The organism is Sphingobacterium griseoflavum (assembly GCF_014653155.1).
Lineage (GTDB): Bacteria > Bacteroidota > Bacteroidia > Sphingobacteriales > Sphingobacteriaceae > Sphingobacterium > Sphingobacterium griseoflavum.
Genome location: NZ_BNAF01000010.1, coordinates 79,332 through 100,640 on the forward strand (window position 1 = coordinate 79,332; position 21,309 = coordinate 100,640).

Below are 21,309 nucleotides of genomic sequence, written 5' to 3' on the forward strand. Positions count from 1 at the left end.
CATTTTCTCAGCTTTTCTGGTATTCCTTTACGGGGAGCACACGGACGCCCAACCGCTTGTCCTTCGATTCTTGTACCAGGATGCGAGCGAGCTTTTTCGTGCTGGTTCCTGCAAATTGCTTAAAAAGACCTAGCCTATTAAAGAAACCCAACACTTTGCCTGCGATAATCTCACCTATTCTATCCGAATCGGGGCGCAAGATTAATCCAGGTTGTATGATGCTCAATTGCTCGAACCGTAATGCTTTGACTTCCATTTCCAAAACGCCTTTCATCTTATTGTAGAAGAAATTGGAATGTGGATTCGCTCCTACCGCGGAAAGGAGAATAAAATGGCGGACACCTCCGGCTTGACACAGCTGTGCGAAATGCAGTTGATAATCGTGATCTACGTGCCATTGCGCTTCTTTACTGCCCGCATCCTTTAGGGTAGTCCCCAAACAGGAGAATGCTACGTCACCTTTGATATGATCCGAAGAGGCTTCAAGCGCATCGAATTGCACAATATGCTCTTTTAACTTGTGCTGTTCAGCAAAGTGAGGACGCCTCACGAAAGCTATGATTTCCGTAAAACGTTCATCTTCCAAAAGTTGTTTAACGACTTCTTTCCCAGTAGCGCCCGTTGCGCCAATTACAAGTGCTCTCATATTTAAAGCACCTCAATGACCGTGCCTTGTTCAATAGGATGAGCTACACAGAGCAAACACCTTCCATTTTCTACCTCACGATCGGTCAGCACTTCATTGTAGTCCATACGCACACCGCCGCTTACGCATTGTGATACACAGGTACTACACATGCCCGATTTGCACGAATAAGGAAGTTTAATTTTATTCTCCAGCCCAATATCCAATATGGTTTTGTTGTGTGGTATAGCGAGATCGTAGGTTTGCCCTTGAAAACGTAGCGTGATAGCATATACCGTTTTATCGACCGGTTCTTCATCGCGCTCATCGTCATCCTCCTCTTCTTCGGGGAAATGGAAGGTCTCCTTCTTGATATGCTGATCAGGGATGCCCAAACCCAAGAGGGTAAAACGTACGAGATCCATATAGAAAACGGGGCCGCAGGTGAAAAATAATGCTGCTCTACTCATCGGTAGGTGCGTTTCGACAATCCGTAAAAGGTATTCACGGTTTAGCCTTGCGTGCAGTAAATTCTTTGCATTGGAAAAAATCCAAACAATTTCCAATCGCTCAGGATACTTCTTTTGCCACGCGTGCAACTCATCGAAAAAAAGTGTTCGATCTGGAGATCCGTTGCTATATATCAACACAACTTTACTATGGACTTCAGCGACCAAAGCTGTTTTTAAAATGGCATACAATGGCGTAACGCCTACCCCTGCAGCGAATAAAAAAATGGTTCGACTTGTCGTTACATCGGGTTCGTAATAAAATATACCTTGCGGTTCCAGCACGTCGATTATATCGCCTACGCGAGATCGATGGTGCAAGAGTCGAGATATCTCTCCGTTATCTACCCGTTTTACCGTTATTGCCAAGGGCTCATCGTAGTAGGCCGAGCTGCTGAAGGAGTAAGAACGACGCACCTCTCGGTCTCCAAAATGAAAAGATAACGTTAAAAACTGACCCGGTTTAGGGTTGGGATAGCTGCCCGAAAGATCATTAAACGTGATGGTTACATTCTCATTCGGTTGTTGAACAATGCGGGAAATCTCGAATTTGTACATCTTATAAAAATACGCTAATTCTCCAGCATAGGCAAATAGATCGCTTTATCGAACAAAAAAAATCCTGACAGATAGTCTGCCAGGATTATTTATTTGCTCGTAACGATCTTTAGAGTTTACGTTTAACTTCTACTTGCTCATATGCTTCCACAATATCACCAACTTGGATATCATTGAAACGATCGATATTCAGACCACACTCGTATCCTTGTGCTACTTCTTTAACATCATCTTTGAAACGTTTCAGCGAAGCCAGCTTACCGGTATGGATAACCACACCCTCACGAATCACACGAATATCGTTGTTTCTGTTGATTTTTCCTTCCAACACCATACAACCTGCAATGGTACCCACTTTGGAAATCTTGAAGGTTTCGCGAATCTGTACCTCCGCCACAATTTTTTCCTCAAATTTCGGTGCGAGCATACCCTCCATCGCTGATTTCAATTCATCGATTGCATCATAGATGATTGAATACAATCGGATATCAATCTGTTCTTGTTCCGCTAATTTACGTGATCCTTGGGTCGGTCTAACTTGGAAACCGATGATAATGGCATCCGATGCCGAAGCGAGTAAGACGTCAGATTCGGAAATAGCCCCTACTGACTTATGAATGATGTTGACCTGTATTTCATTGGTTGATAGCTTCAACAACGAGTCAGAAAGTGCCTCAATGGATCCGTCCACGTCTCCTTTAACAATCACATTCAGCTCTTTAAAGTTACCAATGGCGAGACGACGTCCAATTTCATCCAGCGTGATATGTTTTGTTGCACGCATGCCTTGCTCGCGCTGCAATTGCAGACGCTTATTGGCAACTTGCCGCGCTTCGGATTCACTTTCCAAGACATACAGCTTATCTCCTGCTGTAGGTGCTCCCGACATACCTAAAATCTGTACCGGCGTCGATGGTCCAGCTTCTTTCACTCGCTCTCCACGCTCGTTGGTCAATGCTTTCACCTTACCGGAGTGCGACCCGGCCAAAATCGCATCGCCGACACGCAAGGTCCCCCCTTGCACCAAAACCGTCGTAACAATACCACGGCCTTTATCCAAGGCTGCCTCAATTACGGATCCTACCGCCCGTTTCGTAGGGTCTGCCTTTAACTCCAATAGCTCTGCCTCTAACAAAACTTTTTCCAGTAAAAGCTCAACATTTTCGCCTGTTTTTGCCGAAATTTCCTGAGCCTGGTATTTACCGCCCCAGTCTTCGACAAGAATGTTCATAGCCGATAGCTGCTCGCGAATCCTATCCGCGTTTGCCCCCGGCTTGTCTACCTTTGTAAAGGCAAAAACGATAGGCGAACCAGCAGCTTGCGCATGGTTGATGGCCTCCCTTGTTTGCGGCATCACGGCATCATCTGCTGCAATAACAATGATGACGATGTCCGTAACCTTGGCACCACGAGCACGCATGGCTGTAAACGCTTCGTGACCTGGCGTATCCAAAAACGTAATCTTCCGATCATCTTCCAACTTCACGGCATACGCACCGATGTGTTGTGTGATACCCCCAGCTTCCCCTTTGGTAACATTGGCTTTACGGATATAATCCAATAGTGATGTCTTACCATGGTCAACGTGTCCCATGACCGTTACAATAGGTGCTCTGTCGATTAGGCTATCTGTATTATCTGGTTCTTCCAATTCCGTAACTTCTTCATCCTCCGGCTTAATAAATTCCAGCTGGTATCCAAATTCATCCGCTACGATAGCTAATGTTTCCGCATCCAAACGCTGGTTTATTGACACAAACATACCTAAGCTCATACAGGTAGAGATGACCTGTGTGACCTGTACGTCCATTAAATTGGCCAGTTCATTCGCCGTAACAAATTCCGTTACACGTAAAATTTTGGATTGTGCTGCTTCTTCCATAGCCGCCTCTTCCGCAGATAGCGCTATATCATCCCTTTTTTGTCTGCGCAGTTTCGCACGCTGTGCAAATTTGCCAGACTTACCTGCACCACTCAAACGAGCAAGAGTTGCTTTGATCTGGTCTTGAATTTCTTTTTCCGAAGGCTCCTCTTTTGGCGTATCCGAAGGACGACCTTTACCACGGCTATCGTGTCGATTGCCTGGCCCGCCAGGGCGGTTGAAACCACCACCTTGTCTGTTATTCTGCTGCCCACCGGTGCGGTTGAAACCACCTCCGCCTTGTCTATTGTTGCCATGAGGATTACCACCACCGGCTGTACCACTATTTCTATTATCTGTAGAACGTTGCCCTTCTACAGCATTTGGATTTATAGGGCCATTCGGATGTTTATTAGAGCGCTTGCGCTTTCTCTTATTATCGTTGTTTGCAGCATTTGACGAAGAAGCCACCGGCTTACGTTCAACAGGCAATTGGATCTTGCCCACGACCTTTGGTCCGGCCAATGTTTCCGAGCGAGCTCTAATCACGCTATTTTGCGGCGTTTCTGTAGCTGCTGCAGGAGATGCTTCCTCTTTTACCGGAGGTTTACTTTCTGTAGATTCTTTATTCATGTCGGCCTTAGGCTCGGATTTAACTTCTTTTTTGGGTTCCTCTTTAGGCTTCACTACCATGGGCTCCTCCACTTTGTCCGCTACCACCTCCGCTTTCGGCGTCTCCGTTTTCGGAATCTCTACAACAGGCTGCTCTTGCTGCTTCTTGATTTCTTTTTCCGCAGGTTCTGCCTTAACCTCTTCAACCGGCTTGGCTTCTTGGGTAGTTTCCGGTTTTGGTTCAACCTTTTTGGATTTCCCCCTGTTCAGGCTATCAAGATCGATCTTGCCAACAACCTTCAGGTGCCCGCTATCATCCTTCTTCGCCTTTTCGTCGTTCTTTTCCTCTTTGGCAGGGTGCTCCACTTCTTGTTGCGGCACATTCTTTATCACAATCTCCGGCGATTCAGATGCAGCATCTTCTCCGTTTTCTTTAGATTCTGAAGGATAAACACCACCTGTTCCAGCAGTCGACTCATCACGACGAATTTTACCAATAACAATCTGTTTGGCTTCGTCCTTTACGATTTTGTCTCCTTGAAATTCTTTGAGAAGAACAGCATACATATCCGGCGATAACTTGGTACTAGGTTTCGATTCCACATCGAATCCCTTTTTTCCCAAGAAATCGACAGCTGTACCTATCCCAATGTTAAGTTCTTTTGCTGCCTTTAGCAAGTTTACGCTTTTTCCTTCTGTCATCTATTTTTTTACCTTCTAAATTTTAGTACTACAAAAATATGCTTTTTTACACTGAAAAAACAATTTAAGCACAATTGTTTTTTCAGTGTAGAGTGGACTTTACATCCTATTCAAACTCAGCTTGAAGGATACGGACAATTTCCACCACCGTATCTTCTTCTAAGTCCGTGCGCCTCACCAACTCTTCCTGCGTCAGTGAAAGTACCGATTTCGCCGTATCTAATCCTACCCGCTTCAATTCATCGATAATCCAGCTATCGATTTCATCTGCGAATTCTTCAATATCCACATCTTCCTCCACCTCGTCGTTTTCGCGATATACGTCGATCTCATAACCACTCAATTTACCTGCCAATTTAATGTTGTGACCCCCACGTCCAATGGCCAATGAAACTTGGTCCGGCTTTAAATAAACAGCAGCCGTTTTCCGTTCTTCATCGATCTTGATCGATGATATACGGGCAGGGCTCAATGCGCGTGTTATATACAAGGAATGGTTGGACGTGAAATTGATCACGTCAATATTCTCATTGCGAAGCTCACGAACGATACCATGTATGCGCGAACCTTTCATCCCCACACAGGCACCAACAGGATCGATGCGATCATCGTAAGACTCTACCGCAACCTTCGCACGCTCTCCGGGTTCACGAACGATCTTTCTGATCATGATCAAACCGTCGAAAATTTCTGGAACTTCCAATTCAAACAAGCGTTGCAAAAACTCAGGAGCCGTTCTAGAGATGATGATTTTCGGATTGCTGTTCATCATGTCAACTTTCGAAACAACCGCCCGAATGCTATCACCCTTCTTAAAATAATCGGCAGGAATCTGTTCTGTTTTCGGTAGGATCAATTCGTTGCCGTCTTCATCCAAAACCAAGATTTCTTTTTTCCAAATCTGATATACCTCACCGATTACCAGCTCGCCTTCCCGATCTTTATATTTCTTGAATACCTCGTCTTTCTCCAGCTCCAAAATTTTGGAAACCAATGTCTGACGAGCGGCCAAAATAGCGCGACGTCCGAAACTTTCCAAGGTAATCTGTTCGATAAAATCATCCCCCACTTCCAAGTCTGGGTCGTGCTGATGCGCCTCCGCCAATTCGATCTCTAGATCATCATCTTCAGAAAAGCCGTCTTCCATCACTACGCGTGTTCTCCAAATCTCCAAATCCCCATTATCTGGGTTGACGATTACGTCGACGTTCTCATCCGTTCCGAAACGCTTCCGTATCATACTACGGAAAACTTCTTCCAAAACCGTAATGACCGTTGGACGGTCAATATTCTTAAAGTCCTTGAACTCCTGAAAGGAGTCTATCAAATTGATATTGCTGCTCATTCTTATTTAAATGAAATTAACACCTTGGTTTCTTTTATATGTTCAAACGGAATTTCGACCGATACCATTTCGGCTTTTTTTCCTTTTTCTTTCACTTTTTCCTCCACGACAATGTGTTGTTCTTCCACGGCCAACAACTTCCCCTCCCGCTTAGCACCATCTACCGTCTTAACACGAACCTCGCGGTTTACATTTTTCGTGTATTGCCTTTGCAGGAGCAAAGGTGTATCGATACCTGGTGAAGACACCTCCAATCGATAAGCATGATCAAGCGCCTGCTCCTCTTCCAAATGAAATCCTACATGCCGACTAACCTTAGCACAATCTTCAATCGCTATTCCCTGATCGCCATCTAACAAGATCTCCAAAACGCGGTTGGTATGCATCTTTATCCGAACGATAAAGAGGTCCTCTCGATCTCCAATCTTTTCATGAACCAATTCACGTACCCTATCTTCTATTTGCATCGCTATATTTCAATAATTGAATTAAAAAAGGGGGCATACCATGCCCCCTCTTTTCAGATTTTACAAAAATATAAAAATTCTTTCAAACGGACAAATAAATCGTTATTTATTGTCCACAACGGCACTAATGGTCTTCTGCATCTGCGCCATCATAGCGGTGAGCGTTTCCATGGTAGGCTCCGGATTAGGTTCGGGTAGCGCCGTACTGATAAATGCTTTAGCTTTCCAAACCTCAATGACATCGGCGGTTGGCACCCAATACGGATCATAATTTTTATTGTCCGAAACAAGTTTAAGCCCTCGATCTTCTTTAAATTTCTGACCGATTCGTTTGTAAACTACCCCATCCTCTTTCGAGACAACGACATATGTCTGTCCGACTTTTACGTCGTGCCAATTTTCCACATACTCCGCAATGATAATGCTTCCGGAAGGCAAGGGCAGCATGGAATCACCTTTTATTTCAAATGCCCGGTAACTGCCTTGATTAAACATGGGGAGGGAAAATTTGGGCAGCTCGGCGACATATTCTGGATCACCGTATCCATTCAGGTATCCCGCACTTGCCTTCACGGGCACCAATTCTATATTTTCCCGCTCGTTGCTGTCCACCGTCACACTTAAAACGCGCAAGTTCGACGCATTGCTTCGCGGGGTCGGACGCCACTTCTCATCAATAACATCGTGTGCAAGCTCATCCATGGTCAAGTCATAGAACTCGGCTATCTTTTTTAGTAATTCATATTTAGGTTCGGCGCGATCTTCCTCGTAGGCACCTACAGAGGCTCTTTTGATCTCCATAACATCTGCAAACTGCTGCTGCGTTAATCCCTTTCTCTTCCTTAAGAATTTTAGATTGGAGGCGATATTAGACATATTTTCGAAAAAAAATTTTAAAAAACTAATTTTATTAGTATTATTGTGCCAATAAAATTAGTAATTAAGTTTGGTATCACCAAATTTATTAGTAGACAAGCACACCTTATAGCATGGAAAAACATACCGTATACATTATTACAGACAGTAATCGCACCTATTTAGAGGTAGGCTGTTGTACCGAAATAAACATTAGATTATCTGAAATCAGGAACGTTTCATCACCCTTGTTTAGTCATAGCCCCAGGCTTAACAATGTGGTGTACATGGCACACTTCGACAACAAGGAACAAGCGGAAGCGCAACGGAAGCAGTTGCAGCAGTTCACGCGTATGCAGCGGGAAAAATTGATTCGATTAAAAAACCCAAATTGGTTGACGCTGAACGCGACGCCATTTAAAACAGTCGACAAAAAAGTCGTTGTTTACGCCTAGGGTAAACAACGACCTTAACAACCTTAACCCAATAATCAACCTCACTATCCATGATTTGGACTACCAGCCGGGCATAAAGTTTAATCCAAAAGTACCAAACTGTGTTCTTGAACGAATGAAAGGCACTGCATAATAGGGTTCGATAATCATGGCACCGAAAAGATTGACACGCATCGAAACCCCAGCACTGAAAACAGGAATGCGGTAATTCTTATCGTATCCCATAATTGGCGCGCCGGCTTCGTCAAATACAGGCTGGTTGTCAATGTCCGTTTGTTGTACCATAGGTTTCTTTTCCAAGCTACCGACAATTTTGTTTCCTTTATTCCAAGCTAATCCCGCATCAAAAAACAGATTTAAATCAGAGAACAGAAAGCCTGATTTTACAGCAGCCAATTTTTCCGGCCCAGTGAATGGAAGACGGATTTCAAAATTACCAACCAGCACACGCGCACCCATCAGATCGTTGAACGTCAGGTCACCTACTTTCTCTGGACGAAGGTCATCAAATCCACGTATAAAGAAAGGGTAACCGATATAATTTCCACGGAGCCTATTCTCATCGGCACCCGAACGAATATACGAATAAGCCCGTGCTGCTATGGTGACAGGTTTCAACCGTAGGTAACGCCTTAGATCAACGGTATAGGCAGTGAAATCCAAATCGCCGATGTATTGTGCAGCGCCAATACGATATCGAAAGCCATCTAGGGGTGCTGCCATGCCAAAGGTTGACTTATCGCCCACGAAAGATGCACTAGCCTGCTGTACACTCAAGGGGTCCAAGTTTCCAAAACCTAAAGCTGCTGCCTCCTCGTTTGATAAGCGTTCCCGATCACCATAGTTAAAGAAGAAACTTTGCCGCCACTTTTCTGCGCGATATCCGTAGCGAGCAACCGCCCCGCCAATTTCAAAACGATGATGCCGATTGAAAGGATATGCTACAAATGCGTCCAGCTGTGTTTCAAATTGGCGAATCACATAGTCGTTTACGACAACCTCTTCTCCATTCCCCAAATCTTCCCGCGCAAATCCCCGAAATCCGTATCGATAAGGTATGTGGGAAATCGACCCACCCCAGTTCCACCGGCTTTTCTGGTTTACGTAGGCAACTTGTCCGCCGAAATCATAAATCTCACCGTTGATATTGAGTGTTGTAAAGATCTGATTGTAGCCTAAAATATCTGAAAAGCTACCAAAAACACCCCCGGCCATACCAGCTCCATAACGAGACCCTACGGTCATCCCCACCCCTGTATTAGCCAAATAATCCAACTTAAACTTTGATCGGTACGGTACCGGGTTGATCTGTGATTCACCGATGCGTTCGTACAGATTAAAATTCTGCAAGTTGGTATTCACGACATTTACACCTCTATTGACATCGGGCGGCAACATCGCCGCAGAAAAATCCACGCGCGTAGCATCGATCGACTTCGCTTCGAAATCCGCCGCTTTAGCTTTGTATATATTGTATTGATTCCCCTTAAAATAGGAATACACAATATTGTCATCATTCGAAATGCTCATCGCCGGAGCGTATTCGGTAATTCCACTGATGCCGGTAAAATAGTCCGTCATCTGCTCTACGGCCAACGTCGAGAGCGAATAACGGAACATATTACGATAGCCATCGCCGTTGGACAAGAAATAGACATAGGATCCATCACCAGAAAAATGTGGATTGAGGTTGTTGGCCCCTGGGAACACGGCGATATTACGCACATTTTTGCTTGCAATATCCAATAGGGCTAAACCCATCGGAATATCCACGGACCGCGTATCGCTCTCATAAGCGACGCGGTCGGTACTAAAGACAATCGTTTTGCCATCAGGAGAATAACTCGGCTGAAAATCAGCATATTTATCATTCGTTAACTGCAGCAACTCTTTCGTTTCCAGGTTATAGGTGTAGATGTCACTCTGCCCTTGTTTTAAACCCGAAAACGCAACCGTATGACCATCAGGCGAAAAGCTTATGTTGGTAAACTCAAAAATATCCCCCATAGCTTGCACGTTCAACACTTTTCCGGTTTTGACATCAATCACCATCAACTTATTTTTACCACCGCTAAATACGCTGAATGCAAAGCGCTTGCTATCTGCTGAAAAATCGCCCGCAGACTCCAAATAGCTAAACTCATCAATATCCTTATTCGTCATTCGACTTCCTAATTTTCTAATAACCTCGCCAGTGTGGGCGTCGGCCAAAAAAAGATCGATACCAAAAAGATCTTTCTCCGACATAAAGGCGACATAGCGACCGTCCGGCGATATCGCGGGCGCGACATTCATTCGGCCACCGTTTCGTGCAGTAATCAACGGCTGGCCAATTGGCCTGGAAACCGTGTCTTTATCTAAATTTTTAAAGGTAGTTTCCATACTGTTACGCCAAAGGGTAGACATCGTCTGGGCATCATATCCAAATACCCGCTTCATTGCCACTTCATAGCCGTATTTTGCCGTTTCCATAAACATGGGCATGATAACCGTATCCCCATAGGTGGCACCAACATAGGCCAAAAAAGCCTGTCCGTATCGGTAAGGGAAATAAGCATATGATTGTTCCGTCAGTTGTTTTAAAGAAGGAATATCTTTTCGTGCGTAGGCATCGCGCATCCACATGGCTGTGAATGCATCCTTTTTTCCAATGGATAGATATTCGGCCATGCCTTCAACCATCCAAAGCGGAATATTAGCGACACTTTCCAAGCGAGTCGTGTCTTTCCCTTCCATCAAAACCCGATATTGAAAAGCGTGCACCATCTCGTGTCCCAATACATGACGTGTCTGCTGATTGATTTGCATTACCGGCATCACCACCCGTTGCTTAAAAGCCTCCGTCACACCGCCGGTTCCTACAGATATTTCGCCCGATATGGCGGTGGTTTGCTGGAACTCGGGATGATTATTATAGATAATTATGGGATTCTTTCGTACAAACGTATCTTGAAACACCTGTTGATGCAAGTTATACCAAACTTCAGCTTCCTTTGACAACCACTTCACTAAGCTGTCATTTTTCAAGTAGCTATACATCTCAAAGTGCGGCGTTTCTTTCACCGCAAAGTCCAGTTTCTTGTAGCGCATCTTATTCTGCCCAAAATACTGTGCCTTGGTAACGGTCGGCAGCATCGTCGCTATAAAAAAAAGCCCCAAAACACTGTACGTCAGCCTAAATTGGCTCCATGCTCGGATCGTATTCATAATTAATGATTAGTTCTTATCAAAAGTAGGTCATATGTAACTAAAATTCGGTTTCCACGGCTTCCAAACTTGCTTCGCCTTCCCCTTCGAACATGGGCTCCAGCCCGTCCTCCACATCCGTACTATCCGACGGCGTCGGAATAACAATACGTGGACTTGGACAATTATATTTTTTTGTAATATCTACTTTTGCCGCCGGATATTCGCCAAACGTCACACCGAGCTCGGGGTGTTTGTATAACTCCTCCATGAATAGCGCGTAAATCGGTAAAGCTGTTTTTGACCCTTCGCCTGTTTGTGAATTCTTGAAGTGCACACTTTGCTCATCACAGCCTACCCAAACCCCCGCTACCAAATCTTTGGTAAGCCCCATATACCAACCGTCTACATAGTCCGACGAGGTGCCAGTCTTCCCACCGATCTGATTATTTTTTTGAAATAAATCCCATTCCCACAAGGCTTGCGACGTACCTCCAGGCTCTTCGATTGTCCCACGCAGCATATAAGTCATTAACCAAGCATCTTGGGCATCTACCACCTGCTTTTGCTTAGTCTCGAACGAGGCCAACAATTTCCCATCGATATCATATATCTTGGATACCAATATTGGATCTACACGCCTACCTTCGTTCATGAATGTCGCGTAAGCATTCACCATTTCATATACAGACACATCGTTAGATCCCAACCCGACAGATGGCACGGATTCCAAAGGGCTTTTAATGCCACATCGATAGGCCGTTTCTACAATTTTATCCCAACCAACATCGCGCGTGATTTGCGCCGTAATGGTGTTGAGCGACCGAGCCATTGCCCAACGGAGCGACATATTGCGGTAAGAAAAACTCCAATCGGCATTCTTTGGTTCCCAAACTTCCTTTTCCCCTTTTTTGTTGACGAAATCCAAGCGAACCGGCTTATCTTCATACGTATCACAAGGAGCCATTCCACTTTCCAATGCTGTTAAATAAACAAATGGCTTAAACGTCGAGCCGGCTTGTCTTTTTGCTTGGTTTACATGATCAAACTTGTAGTAGCGGTGGTCAATCCCGCCGACCCAAACTTTGATCTCGCCATTGTAAGGATCCATTGCCATGAGACCTGTATTGAGCATGGTAATGTAATGTTTTAGCGAATCCATCGTAGACATATTTACCTCGTCCTCACCGTCCCAGGTGAAGATGCGCATCTTCTTAGGTTCGCGAAGTTTTTCGAACACAACTTCCTCATTTTTATATTTCTCCATCAGCGATGCGTATATAGGTAGCTTGCGCGCCCTGTCTTCCAGAAAATTGGGCAAAACATTACCACTTTTATCCCGCCAAGGGAGTTCATTGCGCCACGTGTTGTCCAGCCGCCGCTGCAATTCCTTCATTTGCGAAGCCACCACATTTTCAGCTATCTTTTGCATTCTTGAATCGATGGTCGTATAAATCTTCAGACCAGCGGTATGTATGTCGATATCGTTTTCCTCGCTCCATTTTTCGAGCCACTTTTCTACGGCAGATCGTAAGTAGGAATCGTTGTTGCTACGAGCCTCCTGACTGTTTAGATTCAGATTTAACGGTTCTTTGGAAAATGCCTCAAACTGACCCTTGCTGATGTATCCCTCCTTCTGCATCTGACCTAAGACGACATTTCGTCGCGCACGGGATGTTTTTGGATTTCGTATGGGATTGTATAAGGTTGTGCCCTTCAGCATACCAATAAGCACGGCAGCCTCCGCTGCCTTCAAATCCTTCGGATGTTTGTTGAAATACCGCACCGACGCTGATTTGATGCCATAAGCGTTATTGCTGAAGGATACCGTATTCAGGTACATCGTGACGATTTCCTTTTTGGCATACTTGCCTTCCAATTTATAAGCCGTCATCCACTCTTTGAACTTCGTTACGCCCATGCGAACGAACGGTATCCTGCCGAGGAGACCTTGAGACTGATTGTAACGCGTTCTATAAAGGTTTTTTGCCAACTGCTGTGTAATGGTGCTGGCTCCCCTGGGATCGCCTTTTAACGTGGAAAAAGCGCTGGAGAAAAGACCGATAAAATCTATTCCGCGATGCTTATAAAAACGAACATCTTCCGTCGCGATGAGCGCTTGAAGAATATTTTCAGAAATACTATCGTAGCTGACTGGGTCACGATCTTCTTGAAAATACCGGCCGATCAAAACAGAATCTGCGGTGTACAGCTCCGAAGAAACGTTTAAGGTAGGCATAAAGATATCGCGCTGGGTAGGTGAATAACCGAAGAGCCACAAGAAGTTAAGCTGCACAGCACATACAAGAATGATCAAGCTATAAATGAGTATCAAGAAATAGCGCAGAAATTTGTTTTTAACCCTTCTAAACATAACGGTAAAGATGAAAATTGTTTTTCGAAAAAAAGGCATGCACAAAAAAAAAACGAGAAGCCTTATTTGAAATTAACTAATTTTAACATTCCGTGGCATGCGGTGCTGATGCAGGATTTTCGACGCGTACACAAAAATTATACCCAAAAACACAGCCTTCCGCTTTTGTATTCCTTAATACAAATATTTTACGTATTTTTACGTTCGAAAATTTGAGCAGCAATGTTAAAACAAACACTACAGCAAAAGTTATTACAAAAGCTTTCGCCTCAACAAATACAGTTTATCAAATTACTACAGGTTCCAACAGTATCGCTGGACGCAAGAATTAAAGAAGAACTGGAAGAAAATCCAGCTTTGGAAGACGGTAGTTTGACTAATATGACTGATCCTGTGGAGGAATATCCAGATCGGGATCCCGATGAAAGTTACGAGGGCGAAAGTACGGAATATGAAGAAGAATTTAGTGTAGATGAATATATACAAGAGGATGATTATCAAGATTATTCGGGAAGCTACGGCGGAGACGACGATGATGATCGCAAAGAAATACCAATAGCCATTCAAGATTCATTTTTTGAGACTTTACAGAATCAGCTGGATTTATTGGCATTATCCAATCAGGATTATCTTGTCGGTCAACAGATCATTGGCAGCTTGGATGATGATGGTTACCTACGACGGCCGACCCTGTCGCTAATCGACGACCTCGCCTTTTCGCAAAACGTAAACGTGTCGGAAGCAGAAGTTGAATCAATCCTAAGGATTATACAGGATTTTGAACCGGCAGGCATCGGTGCACGCGATTTGCAGGAATGCCTACTGATACAGCTGCGCAAGAAAGACGCTAGCAATCCAATTATCGCGCAAGCCATCAAAGTTGTTCAAAATTTCTTGGAAGAATTCACAAAAAAACATTACGATAAAATCGAGAAGCAGCTTGGCGTGAGCTCTAGCGAACTCAAAGATATCATCAATGAAATTTTAAAGCTAAACCCAAAACCAGGCGACTCCGGGTCGGCAGCTGGAAAGCAATTGCACATTATCCCGGACTTCCATATTACCAATAATGATGGGGTACTACACCTCACCCTTAATGGAAGAAATGCGCCAGAATTGCGCGTCTCCCGATCTTACCAAGAGATGTTTGAACATTACGAAAAAGCCGAGAAAAATGATAAAAAAATGAAAGAGGCTGTTCAATTTGTCAAACAAAAACTGGACTCGGCAAAATGGTTTATCGATGCGATAAAACAACGGCAACAGACCTTATTGAAGACCATGAATGCTATCATGGAGTACCAATATGAATATTTTTTGACAGGTGATGAGCGATTACTCAAGCCCATGATATTGAAAGACATCGCCGATCGCATCGAAATGGATATATCCACGGTATCTCGTGTTGCGAATTCTAAATACGTACAAACCGAGTTTGGCACATTCTTATTGAAATCGTTCTTCTCTGAAGCCATACAGACAGATTCTGGCGAAGAGGTCTCAAATAAGGAAGTAAAAAAGATCTTAGAAGAATGTATTGCCAATGAAGACAAGCGAAAGCCTTTGGCCGATGAAAAATTGACAGACATATTGAAGGATAAAGGTTATACAATCGCTAGAAGAACGGTGGCCAAATATCGGGAAGCGATGAACATCCCGGTAGCAAGATTAAGAAAGGAGCTTTAAGCTCCTTTTTTTTAACCATCAAAACAACCGCAGTTGTGGGTCAACCAACTTCTGCAGATCGGCATCGTAAAAGTTGGATAAGCTTACCCCTAGCAGACGTACACGCTTTTCTGCCGTATCTACCTTCGAAAACAGCTCCAGGGCAAACGCCAATATATCCTCCCCAGTGCTTAAGTAATAGGTTGAAGTTTTACTACGCGTAATTTGCGTAAAGTCTGAAAACTTAATTTTTATGGTAACGGTTCTTCCCTCCTTGGATTTGCCTGCAAGCCGTTTCTCCAATTTCTCACAAAGCACTTTAAATTCGCTCTGCATGTCCGATCTTTCCAAAATGTCCGTTGTGAAAGTATCTTCTATACCAACGGATTTGGATATCCGGTTGGGCTTTACCGGCCGGTTGTCTTCTCCGCGAACCATATGGAAAAAGAACTTTCCAGACTTACCGAACTTCCGCATCAACTCGTACTCGCTAAGTTTCTTCAGATCAATACCTGTATGAATACCGTAACCTTTCATTTTTTGCGCTGTTACCTTGCCCACACCGAAAAATTTTTCGATCGGCAACTGCTCCAAAAATGCGATGATCTTGGAAGGACCGATAAAAGTTAAGCCATCAGGCTTATTGTAATCCGACGCGATTTTCGCAATAAACTTATTTGTCGATACTCCCGCGGACGCTGTTAGTCCCAACTCGTCATGAATGGCCAACTTAATGGCTTTAGCGATTTCTATGGCAGAACCGATCCCTTGTTTGTCCTGCGTTACATCCAAATACGCCTCATCCAATGAAAGAGGTTCGATCAGATCCGTATACCGGTAAAAAATAGCACGAATTTTTGTGGAAATGTCTTTATAAACGTCGAACCTAGGCTTTGTAAAAATTAAATCTGGACACAATTGCAACGCGACACGCGATGACATGGCTGATCGTACGCCATATTTTCGCGCCTCATAACTGGCTGTAGCCACTACCCCCCTGCCGTCCGGCGATCCACCGACAGCCAAAGCCTTTCCGCGCAAAGCTGGAAAATCGCGTTGCTCCACTGACGCGTAGAACGCGTCCATGTCGACATGAATAATTTTTCTTCTAATCTCGTCCATCTCAAAGAGTTCACGGCTTGGGTTGTATTTGACAGTGATCAACCCAAGGGGCAAAAGGTTCGCGGCCAAAGTGCGGCAGGAATCAACAAAGAATCACCAACCAACCGACATCCAGTTAGTGATTATTGATTACAGGCTTTTTTTCACAGGTCTAAAATTAAAAAAAATATAGGCTAATTTTCGTTACAAACCGCAAAAAGGACAACAATTTTTTGGCGAAGCATCTTTTGATCCGATTAATATTATATTTGCAGCAAAACATACGTTATATACAGAACGACTATCAATATTTACGCTATTTACCGGATATGAGAAGCAGACTGCCATATTTGTTAGCAGGTTTCGGATTGCTGATCCTGAACCATGCTGCGCACGCGCAAGAACGGGATGACCGTGCCACAATATTGAATTTTAAGGGCATTCAATACATGAGCAAAGATTCGCTTTTCTACACCAATTTTCGATTTAGGATGCAAAATAGGGCTGGTTTCAGCAATAAATTGGACAGAGTGGATAATGGCACATTTGATGCGCGTATCAGACGCCTGCGCATGCGCATTGATGGTTATATCTATACGCGCAGGGTTTCCTATTCCATACAGCTCGCCTTCACACGATCAGATCAGGATTTTGACGATACAGGGGTAGCTAACATTGTACGGGACGCGGTAGTCTTTTACAATTTTTCCGATGATTTCTACATCTCTTTCGGACAAAACAAACTACCGGGAAATAGACAACGGGTGAATTCATCCGGCCAGCTACAGTTTGCCGATCGATCTTTGGTAAACAGTTACTTTACGCTTGACCGCGACTTTGGATTGTCCTTAAACCTTAGCAAAAAACTAGGCACGATGCCCATCCATGCAAAAGCTGCAATTTCTACCGGTGAAGGACGCGCCGCAAGCGGAACTGACGAGGGTTTGGCCTATACTGGACGTGTTGAGTTTTTGCCGTTTGGGGATTTCACGAATGATGGAGACTATTCAGAAGGTGACATCGAGCGCGAAAAAAAGCCCAAATTATCCATCGGGGGCGGCTATAGTTATAACGATCGCACCATTCGCGAAGGGGGGCAATTGGGACGATATGTACAAAATCCTTTTACCTTAAAAACAGCTTTTGCCGATGCGATCTTTAAGTATCAGGGATTCGCCTATCAAGCAGAATACATGCGAAGAGATGTCGACAACCCCTTTAACATCATCGACGATCGCCTCAATCAGATCGATGGCCCTGAACAACAAGAAACATACGCCAACAAAGGTTGGGGCATCAATCAACAGACGTCCTATCTTCTGAATAAAGGTTACGAAGTTGCAGCACGGTATACCTACGTCCACCCGCACCAGCAAATCCGCGATTTTGAAGACCAAACCGAGGTTATTGAATTAGGACTCACCAAGTATGTAAAAGCACACCGATTAAAAGTACAAGTAAACGGAAACTATACCTTTATGAACGGTATACTGAGCAATAGAACCGGTGATAATTTATGGGGAGGAATGCTGCAGGTGGAACTAGGCATTTAACGAAAAAAGCAAGAAGCTGCTTAGATAGCAAAAAGAAGGATTTTTATGGATTTTCCGCTTGTTGCTGTTGGTTTATCTGGATGATTTTATGGAGTTTCGGCTTTTTTACATCATTTAATGATAATAGCTTATCTTTAACATCTTGAATTTACTGTATGAATTACTACCTTATTGCAGGCGAAACTTCGGGTGACTTACACGGGTCCAATCTTATTAAAGCGTTAAAAACGGAAGACTCCGCTGCAACTTTTCGTATTGTCGGTGGCAACAGCATGCAAGAAGCTTCTGGCGAAGTTCCGCTGATACATTGCGCAGACATGTCTTTTATGGGTTTTGTCGAGGTGATAAAAAACCTGGGTACCATCAGAAAGAATTTAAGCATAGTAAAAAACGATCTGAAACAACACCGCCCGGACACCCTCATACTCATTGATTTCCCAGGTTTTAACCTGAAGATAGCGGCGTTTGCCAAGAAACTTGGTATCACCGTATGCTACTATATTTCACCGAAGATATGGGCGTGGAATCAAGGACGCGTACATCAGATAAAAAAGGTTGTAGACCACATGTTCTGCATCTTGCCCTTTGAGGTCGACTTTTATAAAAAATTTCATTACCAGGTAGATTACATCGGCAACCCACTACTTGACGCCATCGAATCATACCCATTCAACCCTAATTTCTTGGCTGAAAACGGCTTGAACAACCGACCGGTCATTGCGCTGTTGCCCGGAAGCCGGAAAATGGAAATCGATATGTTGATGCCAGAAATGGTGGACCTTTTTTACCTTTTTCCAGCCCACCAGTTTGTTGTGGCAGGTGCTCCGACTTTCGACGAGGCTTATTACAAACGCTACATCGGCGATTTGCCGATATCGGTCGTGTTTGACCAAACGTATGATCTTCTTAAACATGCTGATGCCGCCGTGGTTACCAGTGGTACCGCAACATTGGAGACTGGCATATTAGGTATACCGCAGGTGGTCGTATACCGAGCCAATAAACTGACGGTATGGATAGCGCGCCTCGTCATCAAGGTCCGCTTCATATCCTTGGTAAACTTAATTAATAATTTTTTGTCTGTACGCGAACTTATTCAAGACGAATGTCATACCCGCAATATTGCTGACGAACTTAATGAGCTCATCAACAACAAGTCGCACCGGGAGAGTGTTTTGGAAAATTATGCCCTATTGAATGAAAAACTGGGCACTGCGGGAGCTTCCGAGAAAGCTGCAAAATTGATCGTGCAATATATACGTGCCTAGCAAATTAAACTTTACGTCTCTAGGCTACTCTAAAGAAAAGGGTCAAAAAAGTAAAAAGCCATGAAGCTACAAAAAATATTACCATTCTTGCTGGTCTTGTTGACGTTTTCAGCGTTCGGCCAAGTTGAAGAGCAGCATATCTCTAAGCTCGTCTTGAAGAAAAAAGAGAAAAAAACATTTAACAACAGAGATTCCTCAGCGATAATCTACATCGATACGTTGGTGATGAAGGATCGTTCTTCGCTTCAGTTTTACGGAAAAAAGGATGTCAAGCTGATCGTCAAATATGCCGAAATTGGCAAAAGAGTTTTTATGAGTGGCATCGGCGCCGAAAACAATGCCTCCAACTTCGATATCGCTATTAATTTACAGAAATTGGGTTCGCTGTACGTGGTTGCCAGTGGTCGTGATGCAAATAATGGCACACGAACTTTCGACAATGGTGATGGTGGCGAGGTAAATTTTCGCTACAGCGTAGAGGGACTTACTCCACAATCGGAAGATAAAAAAGCAGCCAATTATCTACACATTGATGTATCTGCCGGAGGTCGTCGCATAAATCCAAATACCGATTTAAATCAAATCTATTCGCAAATCGCTATTTCGGCGCCGGGCCTGCGGGGCGTGCCTCAGGGTCAGATTTACTCGGGTTCTCCTGGGCGAGAAGGAAAATATCAAATTGTGAAGGATGATCAATAGATGATCAATAGAAATGTAAAAAACTTTACCGAAAATCACGGCCATACCTATGAAACATAGTTTTATTTACAAAAGCATCTCCATATTCCTGTTCGGATTCTTCCTCACCCTATCCATCGCGCAGGCACAACACATCTTGCCGCTGATGCAAAAAGAAGGAGTTAGCTTCAGAGGTATCGCTACCGCTCCCGACCAGAGCGTTTGGGTAAGTGGTTCCAACGGGACGGTTGGAAGATCCGTGGATGCCGGAGCAAGCTGGTTATGGGTGAATCCAAAGGAATATGAGGGTTTCGATTTTCGGGATATACAGGCATTCTCCAAGAAAGAAGCTATCATTCTTGCGGCTGGTAGCCCGGCCGTTATACTGCGTACCACCGATGGTGGTAAAAGTTGGAGCAAGGTCTTTCAGGATGACCGACCAACGATATTTTTTGACGGCATGGATTTCCAAGGTAAAGAAGGGTTTGCTGTGGGCGATCCCATCGATGGAACCTTTCAATTGTTGCAATCAAAAGACCGCGGGAAGACTTGGAAGGACGTATCAAATTTTATGTTCTTGATAGCAGACTCTGGCGAGGCCGCATTTGCCGCGAGCGGCACATCCATCAAGTATTTAAACAACAATGTATGGATAGGCACGGGTGGCACGACGGCAAATATTTTCAAGCGTAATGAAAAAGCCCTAACCATGGATAAGTTAGTGTGCCCCATGTTGCAGGGCGAACCCAGTCAAGGAATCTTCTCCATCGATTTTTGGGATGATAAACGCGGTATTGCTGTCGGAGGTGACTATATGCGTGATAGCACCACTTTACGAACCATCATGTTGACCACAGATGGTGGACAAACCTGGAACCCGCCCTTCTCTCCACCCAACGGTTTTAAATCTGCCGTTCGATACATCACCCAAAACATCATCTTGACAACAGGAACATCCGGAACAGATATTTCTGAAGATGGAGGCCTGCACTGGCGCAATGTTTCAAAAGAAAGCTTCAATAGTATAGGGATCACAAAAAATAAAAAGATAATTTATTTGGTAGGAAGCGGTGGGAACATTGCAAAAGTAGACCGGTAGCTTGTACCGTGAAACAAAAAAGGCTAATCGATCGATTAGCCTTTTTTGTTTCCTAAAGTTGTTTGGTGAGTTTCTCTACCAAGACAGATTTCGGCACAGCGCCAATTTGCTTGTCCACAATTTCTCCATTTTTGAAAAACAACAAAGCAGGGATATTGCGAATGCCATATTTCACCGAAATTTCGGGATTATGGTCTACGTTGACTTTGCCGATAACGGCCTTTCCGTCATATTCAGAAGCGATTTCATCAACCACTGGCCCTACCATACGACATGGACCGCACCATTCTGCCCAAAAATCTATCAAAACCGGTTTATCAGATTTGAGTACCACTTCTTCAAAATTGCTATCAGTTATTTCTAATGCCATAATATATATTTTTTATTTTTTCGAAA

The 21,309-nt window shown here is 44.1% G+C and carries 16 protein-coding genes; 6 read left to right on the plus strand and 10 right to left on the minus strand.

Annotation, left to right across the window (positions count from 1 at the left end; all coding sequences use genetic code 11):
• Nucleotides 1-7: 7 nt before the first annotated feature.
• The 6 genes from IE165_RS13660 to IE165_RS13685 form a co-directional block, all read right to left on the minus strand.
• A complete protein-coding gene (locus IE165_RS13660) occupies nt 8-646 on the minus strand; it encodes an NAD(P)H-binding protein (RefSeq protein ID WP_189627199.1) in 639 nt (212 codons plus the stop codon).
• A gap of 2 nt (nt 647-648) precedes the next feature.
• Nucleotides 649-1,692, minus strand: coding sequence for a ferredoxin--NADP reductase (locus tag IE165_RS13665; RefSeq protein ID WP_189627200.1), 1,044 nt, complete (start codon nt 1,690-1,692; stop codon nt 649-651).
• A 109-nt stretch (nt 1,693-1,801) separates the two neighbouring features.
• A complete protein-coding gene (infB, locus tag IE165_RS13670; RefSeq protein ID WP_189627201.1) occupies nt 1,802-4,867 on the minus strand; it encodes a translation initiation factor IF-2 in 3,066 nt (1,021 codons plus the stop codon).
• Between the two features lie 106 nt (nt 4,868-4,973).
• Nucleotides 4,974-6,212 carry a transcription termination factor NusA gene (gene nusA / locus IE165_RS13675; RefSeq protein ID WP_189627202.1) on the minus strand — a complete coding sequence of 413 codons (1,239 nt, stop codon included), beginning with the start codon at nt 6,210-6,212 and terminating at the stop codon, nt 4,974-4,976.
• 2 nt (nt 6,213-6,214) lie between these two features.
• Entirely contained in the window at nt 6,215-6,679 is a 465-nt protein-coding gene (gene rimP / locus IE165_RS13680; RefSeq protein ID WP_189627203.1) for a ribosome assembly cofactor RimP, read from the minus strand.
• A 102-nt stretch (nt 6,680-6,781) separates the two neighbouring features.
• Entirely contained in the window at nt 6,782-7,555 is a 774-nt protein-coding gene (locus IE165_RS13685; protein WP_189627204.1) for an XRE family transcriptional regulator, read from the minus strand.
• Between the two features lie 266 nt (nt 7,556-7,821).
• Between IE165_RS13685 and IE165_RS13690 the strand changes: the two genes are divergently transcribed.
• Nucleotides 7,822-7,989, plus strand: a complete 168-nt coding sequence (locus IE165_RS13690) for a GIY-YIG nuclease family protein (protein WP_189627205.1) — start codon at nt 7,822-7,824, stop codon at nt 7,987-7,989.
• A gap of 60 nt (nt 7,990-8,049) precedes the next feature.
• Here IE165_RS13690 and IE165_RS13695 read toward each other — a convergent pair whose 3' ends face one another.
• On the minus strand, nt 8,050-11,196 hold the full coding sequence (locus tag IE165_RS13695) for a peptidase MA family metallohydrolase (protein WP_308434301.1): 3,147 nt from the start codon (nt 11,194-11,196) through the stop codon (nt 8,050-8,052).
• A gap of 40 nt (nt 11,197-11,236) precedes the next feature.
• Nucleotides 11,237-13,549, minus strand: a complete 2,313-nt coding sequence (locus tag IE165_RS13700) for a penicillin-binding protein 1A (protein WP_189627206.1) — start codon at nt 13,547-13,549, stop codon at nt 11,237-11,239.
• 222 nt (nt 13,550-13,771) lie between these two features.
• Here IE165_RS13700 and rpoN point away from each other — a divergent pair, with 222 nt between their 5' ends.
• A complete protein-coding gene (rpoN, locus tag IE165_RS13705; protein ID WP_189627207.1) occupies nt 13,772-15,235 on the plus strand; it encodes an RNA polymerase factor sigma-54 in 1,464 nt (487 codons plus the stop codon).
• An 18-nt stretch (nt 15,236-15,253) separates the two neighbouring features.
• Here the strand turns inward: rpoN and dinB are convergent, their stop codons facing one another.
• Nucleotides 15,254-16,336: a DNA polymerase IV gene (gene dinB, locus IE165_RS13710; protein WP_189627208.1), complete on the minus strand. Its 1,083-nt coding sequence runs from the start codon at nt 16,334-16,336 to the stop codon at nt 15,254-15,256.
• 308 nt (nt 16,337-16,644) lie between these two features.
• Here dinB and IE165_RS13715 point away from each other — a divergent pair, with 308 nt between their 5' ends.
• The 4 genes from IE165_RS13715 to IE165_RS13730 all read left to right on the plus strand — a co-directional run bounded on the left by IE165_RS13715 (nt 16,645) and on the right by IE165_RS13730 (nt 20,913).
• Nucleotides 16,645-17,868 carry a porin gene (locus IE165_RS13715; RefSeq protein ID WP_189627209.1) on the plus strand — a complete coding sequence of 408 codons (1,224 nt, stop codon included), beginning with the start codon at nt 16,645-16,647 and terminating at the stop codon, nt 17,866-17,868.
• 155 nt (nt 17,869-18,023) lie between these two features.
• Entirely contained in the window at nt 18,024-19,136 is a 1,113-nt protein-coding gene (lpxB, locus tag IE165_RS13720; protein WP_189627210.1) for a lipid-A-disaccharide synthase, read from the plus strand.
• Between the two features lie 60 nt (nt 19,137-19,196).
• Entirely contained in the window at nt 19,197-19,835 is a 639-nt protein-coding gene (locus tag IE165_RS13725) for a hypothetical protein (protein WP_189627211.1), read from the plus strand.
• Between the two features lie 49 nt (nt 19,836-19,884).
• Nucleotides 19,885-20,913 (plus strand): WD40/YVTN/BNR-like repeat-containing protein, encoded by a 1,029-nt coding sequence (locus tag IE165_RS13730; protein ID WP_189627212.1) that lies wholly within the window; start codon nt 19,885-19,887, stop codon nt 20,911-20,913.
• 52 nt (nt 20,914-20,965) lie between these two features.
• On the opposite strand, the gene trxA is transcribed toward IE165_RS13730, so the two are convergent.
• On the minus strand, nt 20,966-21,283 hold the full coding sequence (trxA, locus tag IE165_RS13735; RefSeq protein ID WP_189627213.1) for a thioredoxin: 318 nt from the start codon (nt 21,281-21,283) through the stop codon (nt 20,966-20,968).
• Between the last annotated feature and the right edge of the window lie 26 nt (nt 21,284-21,309).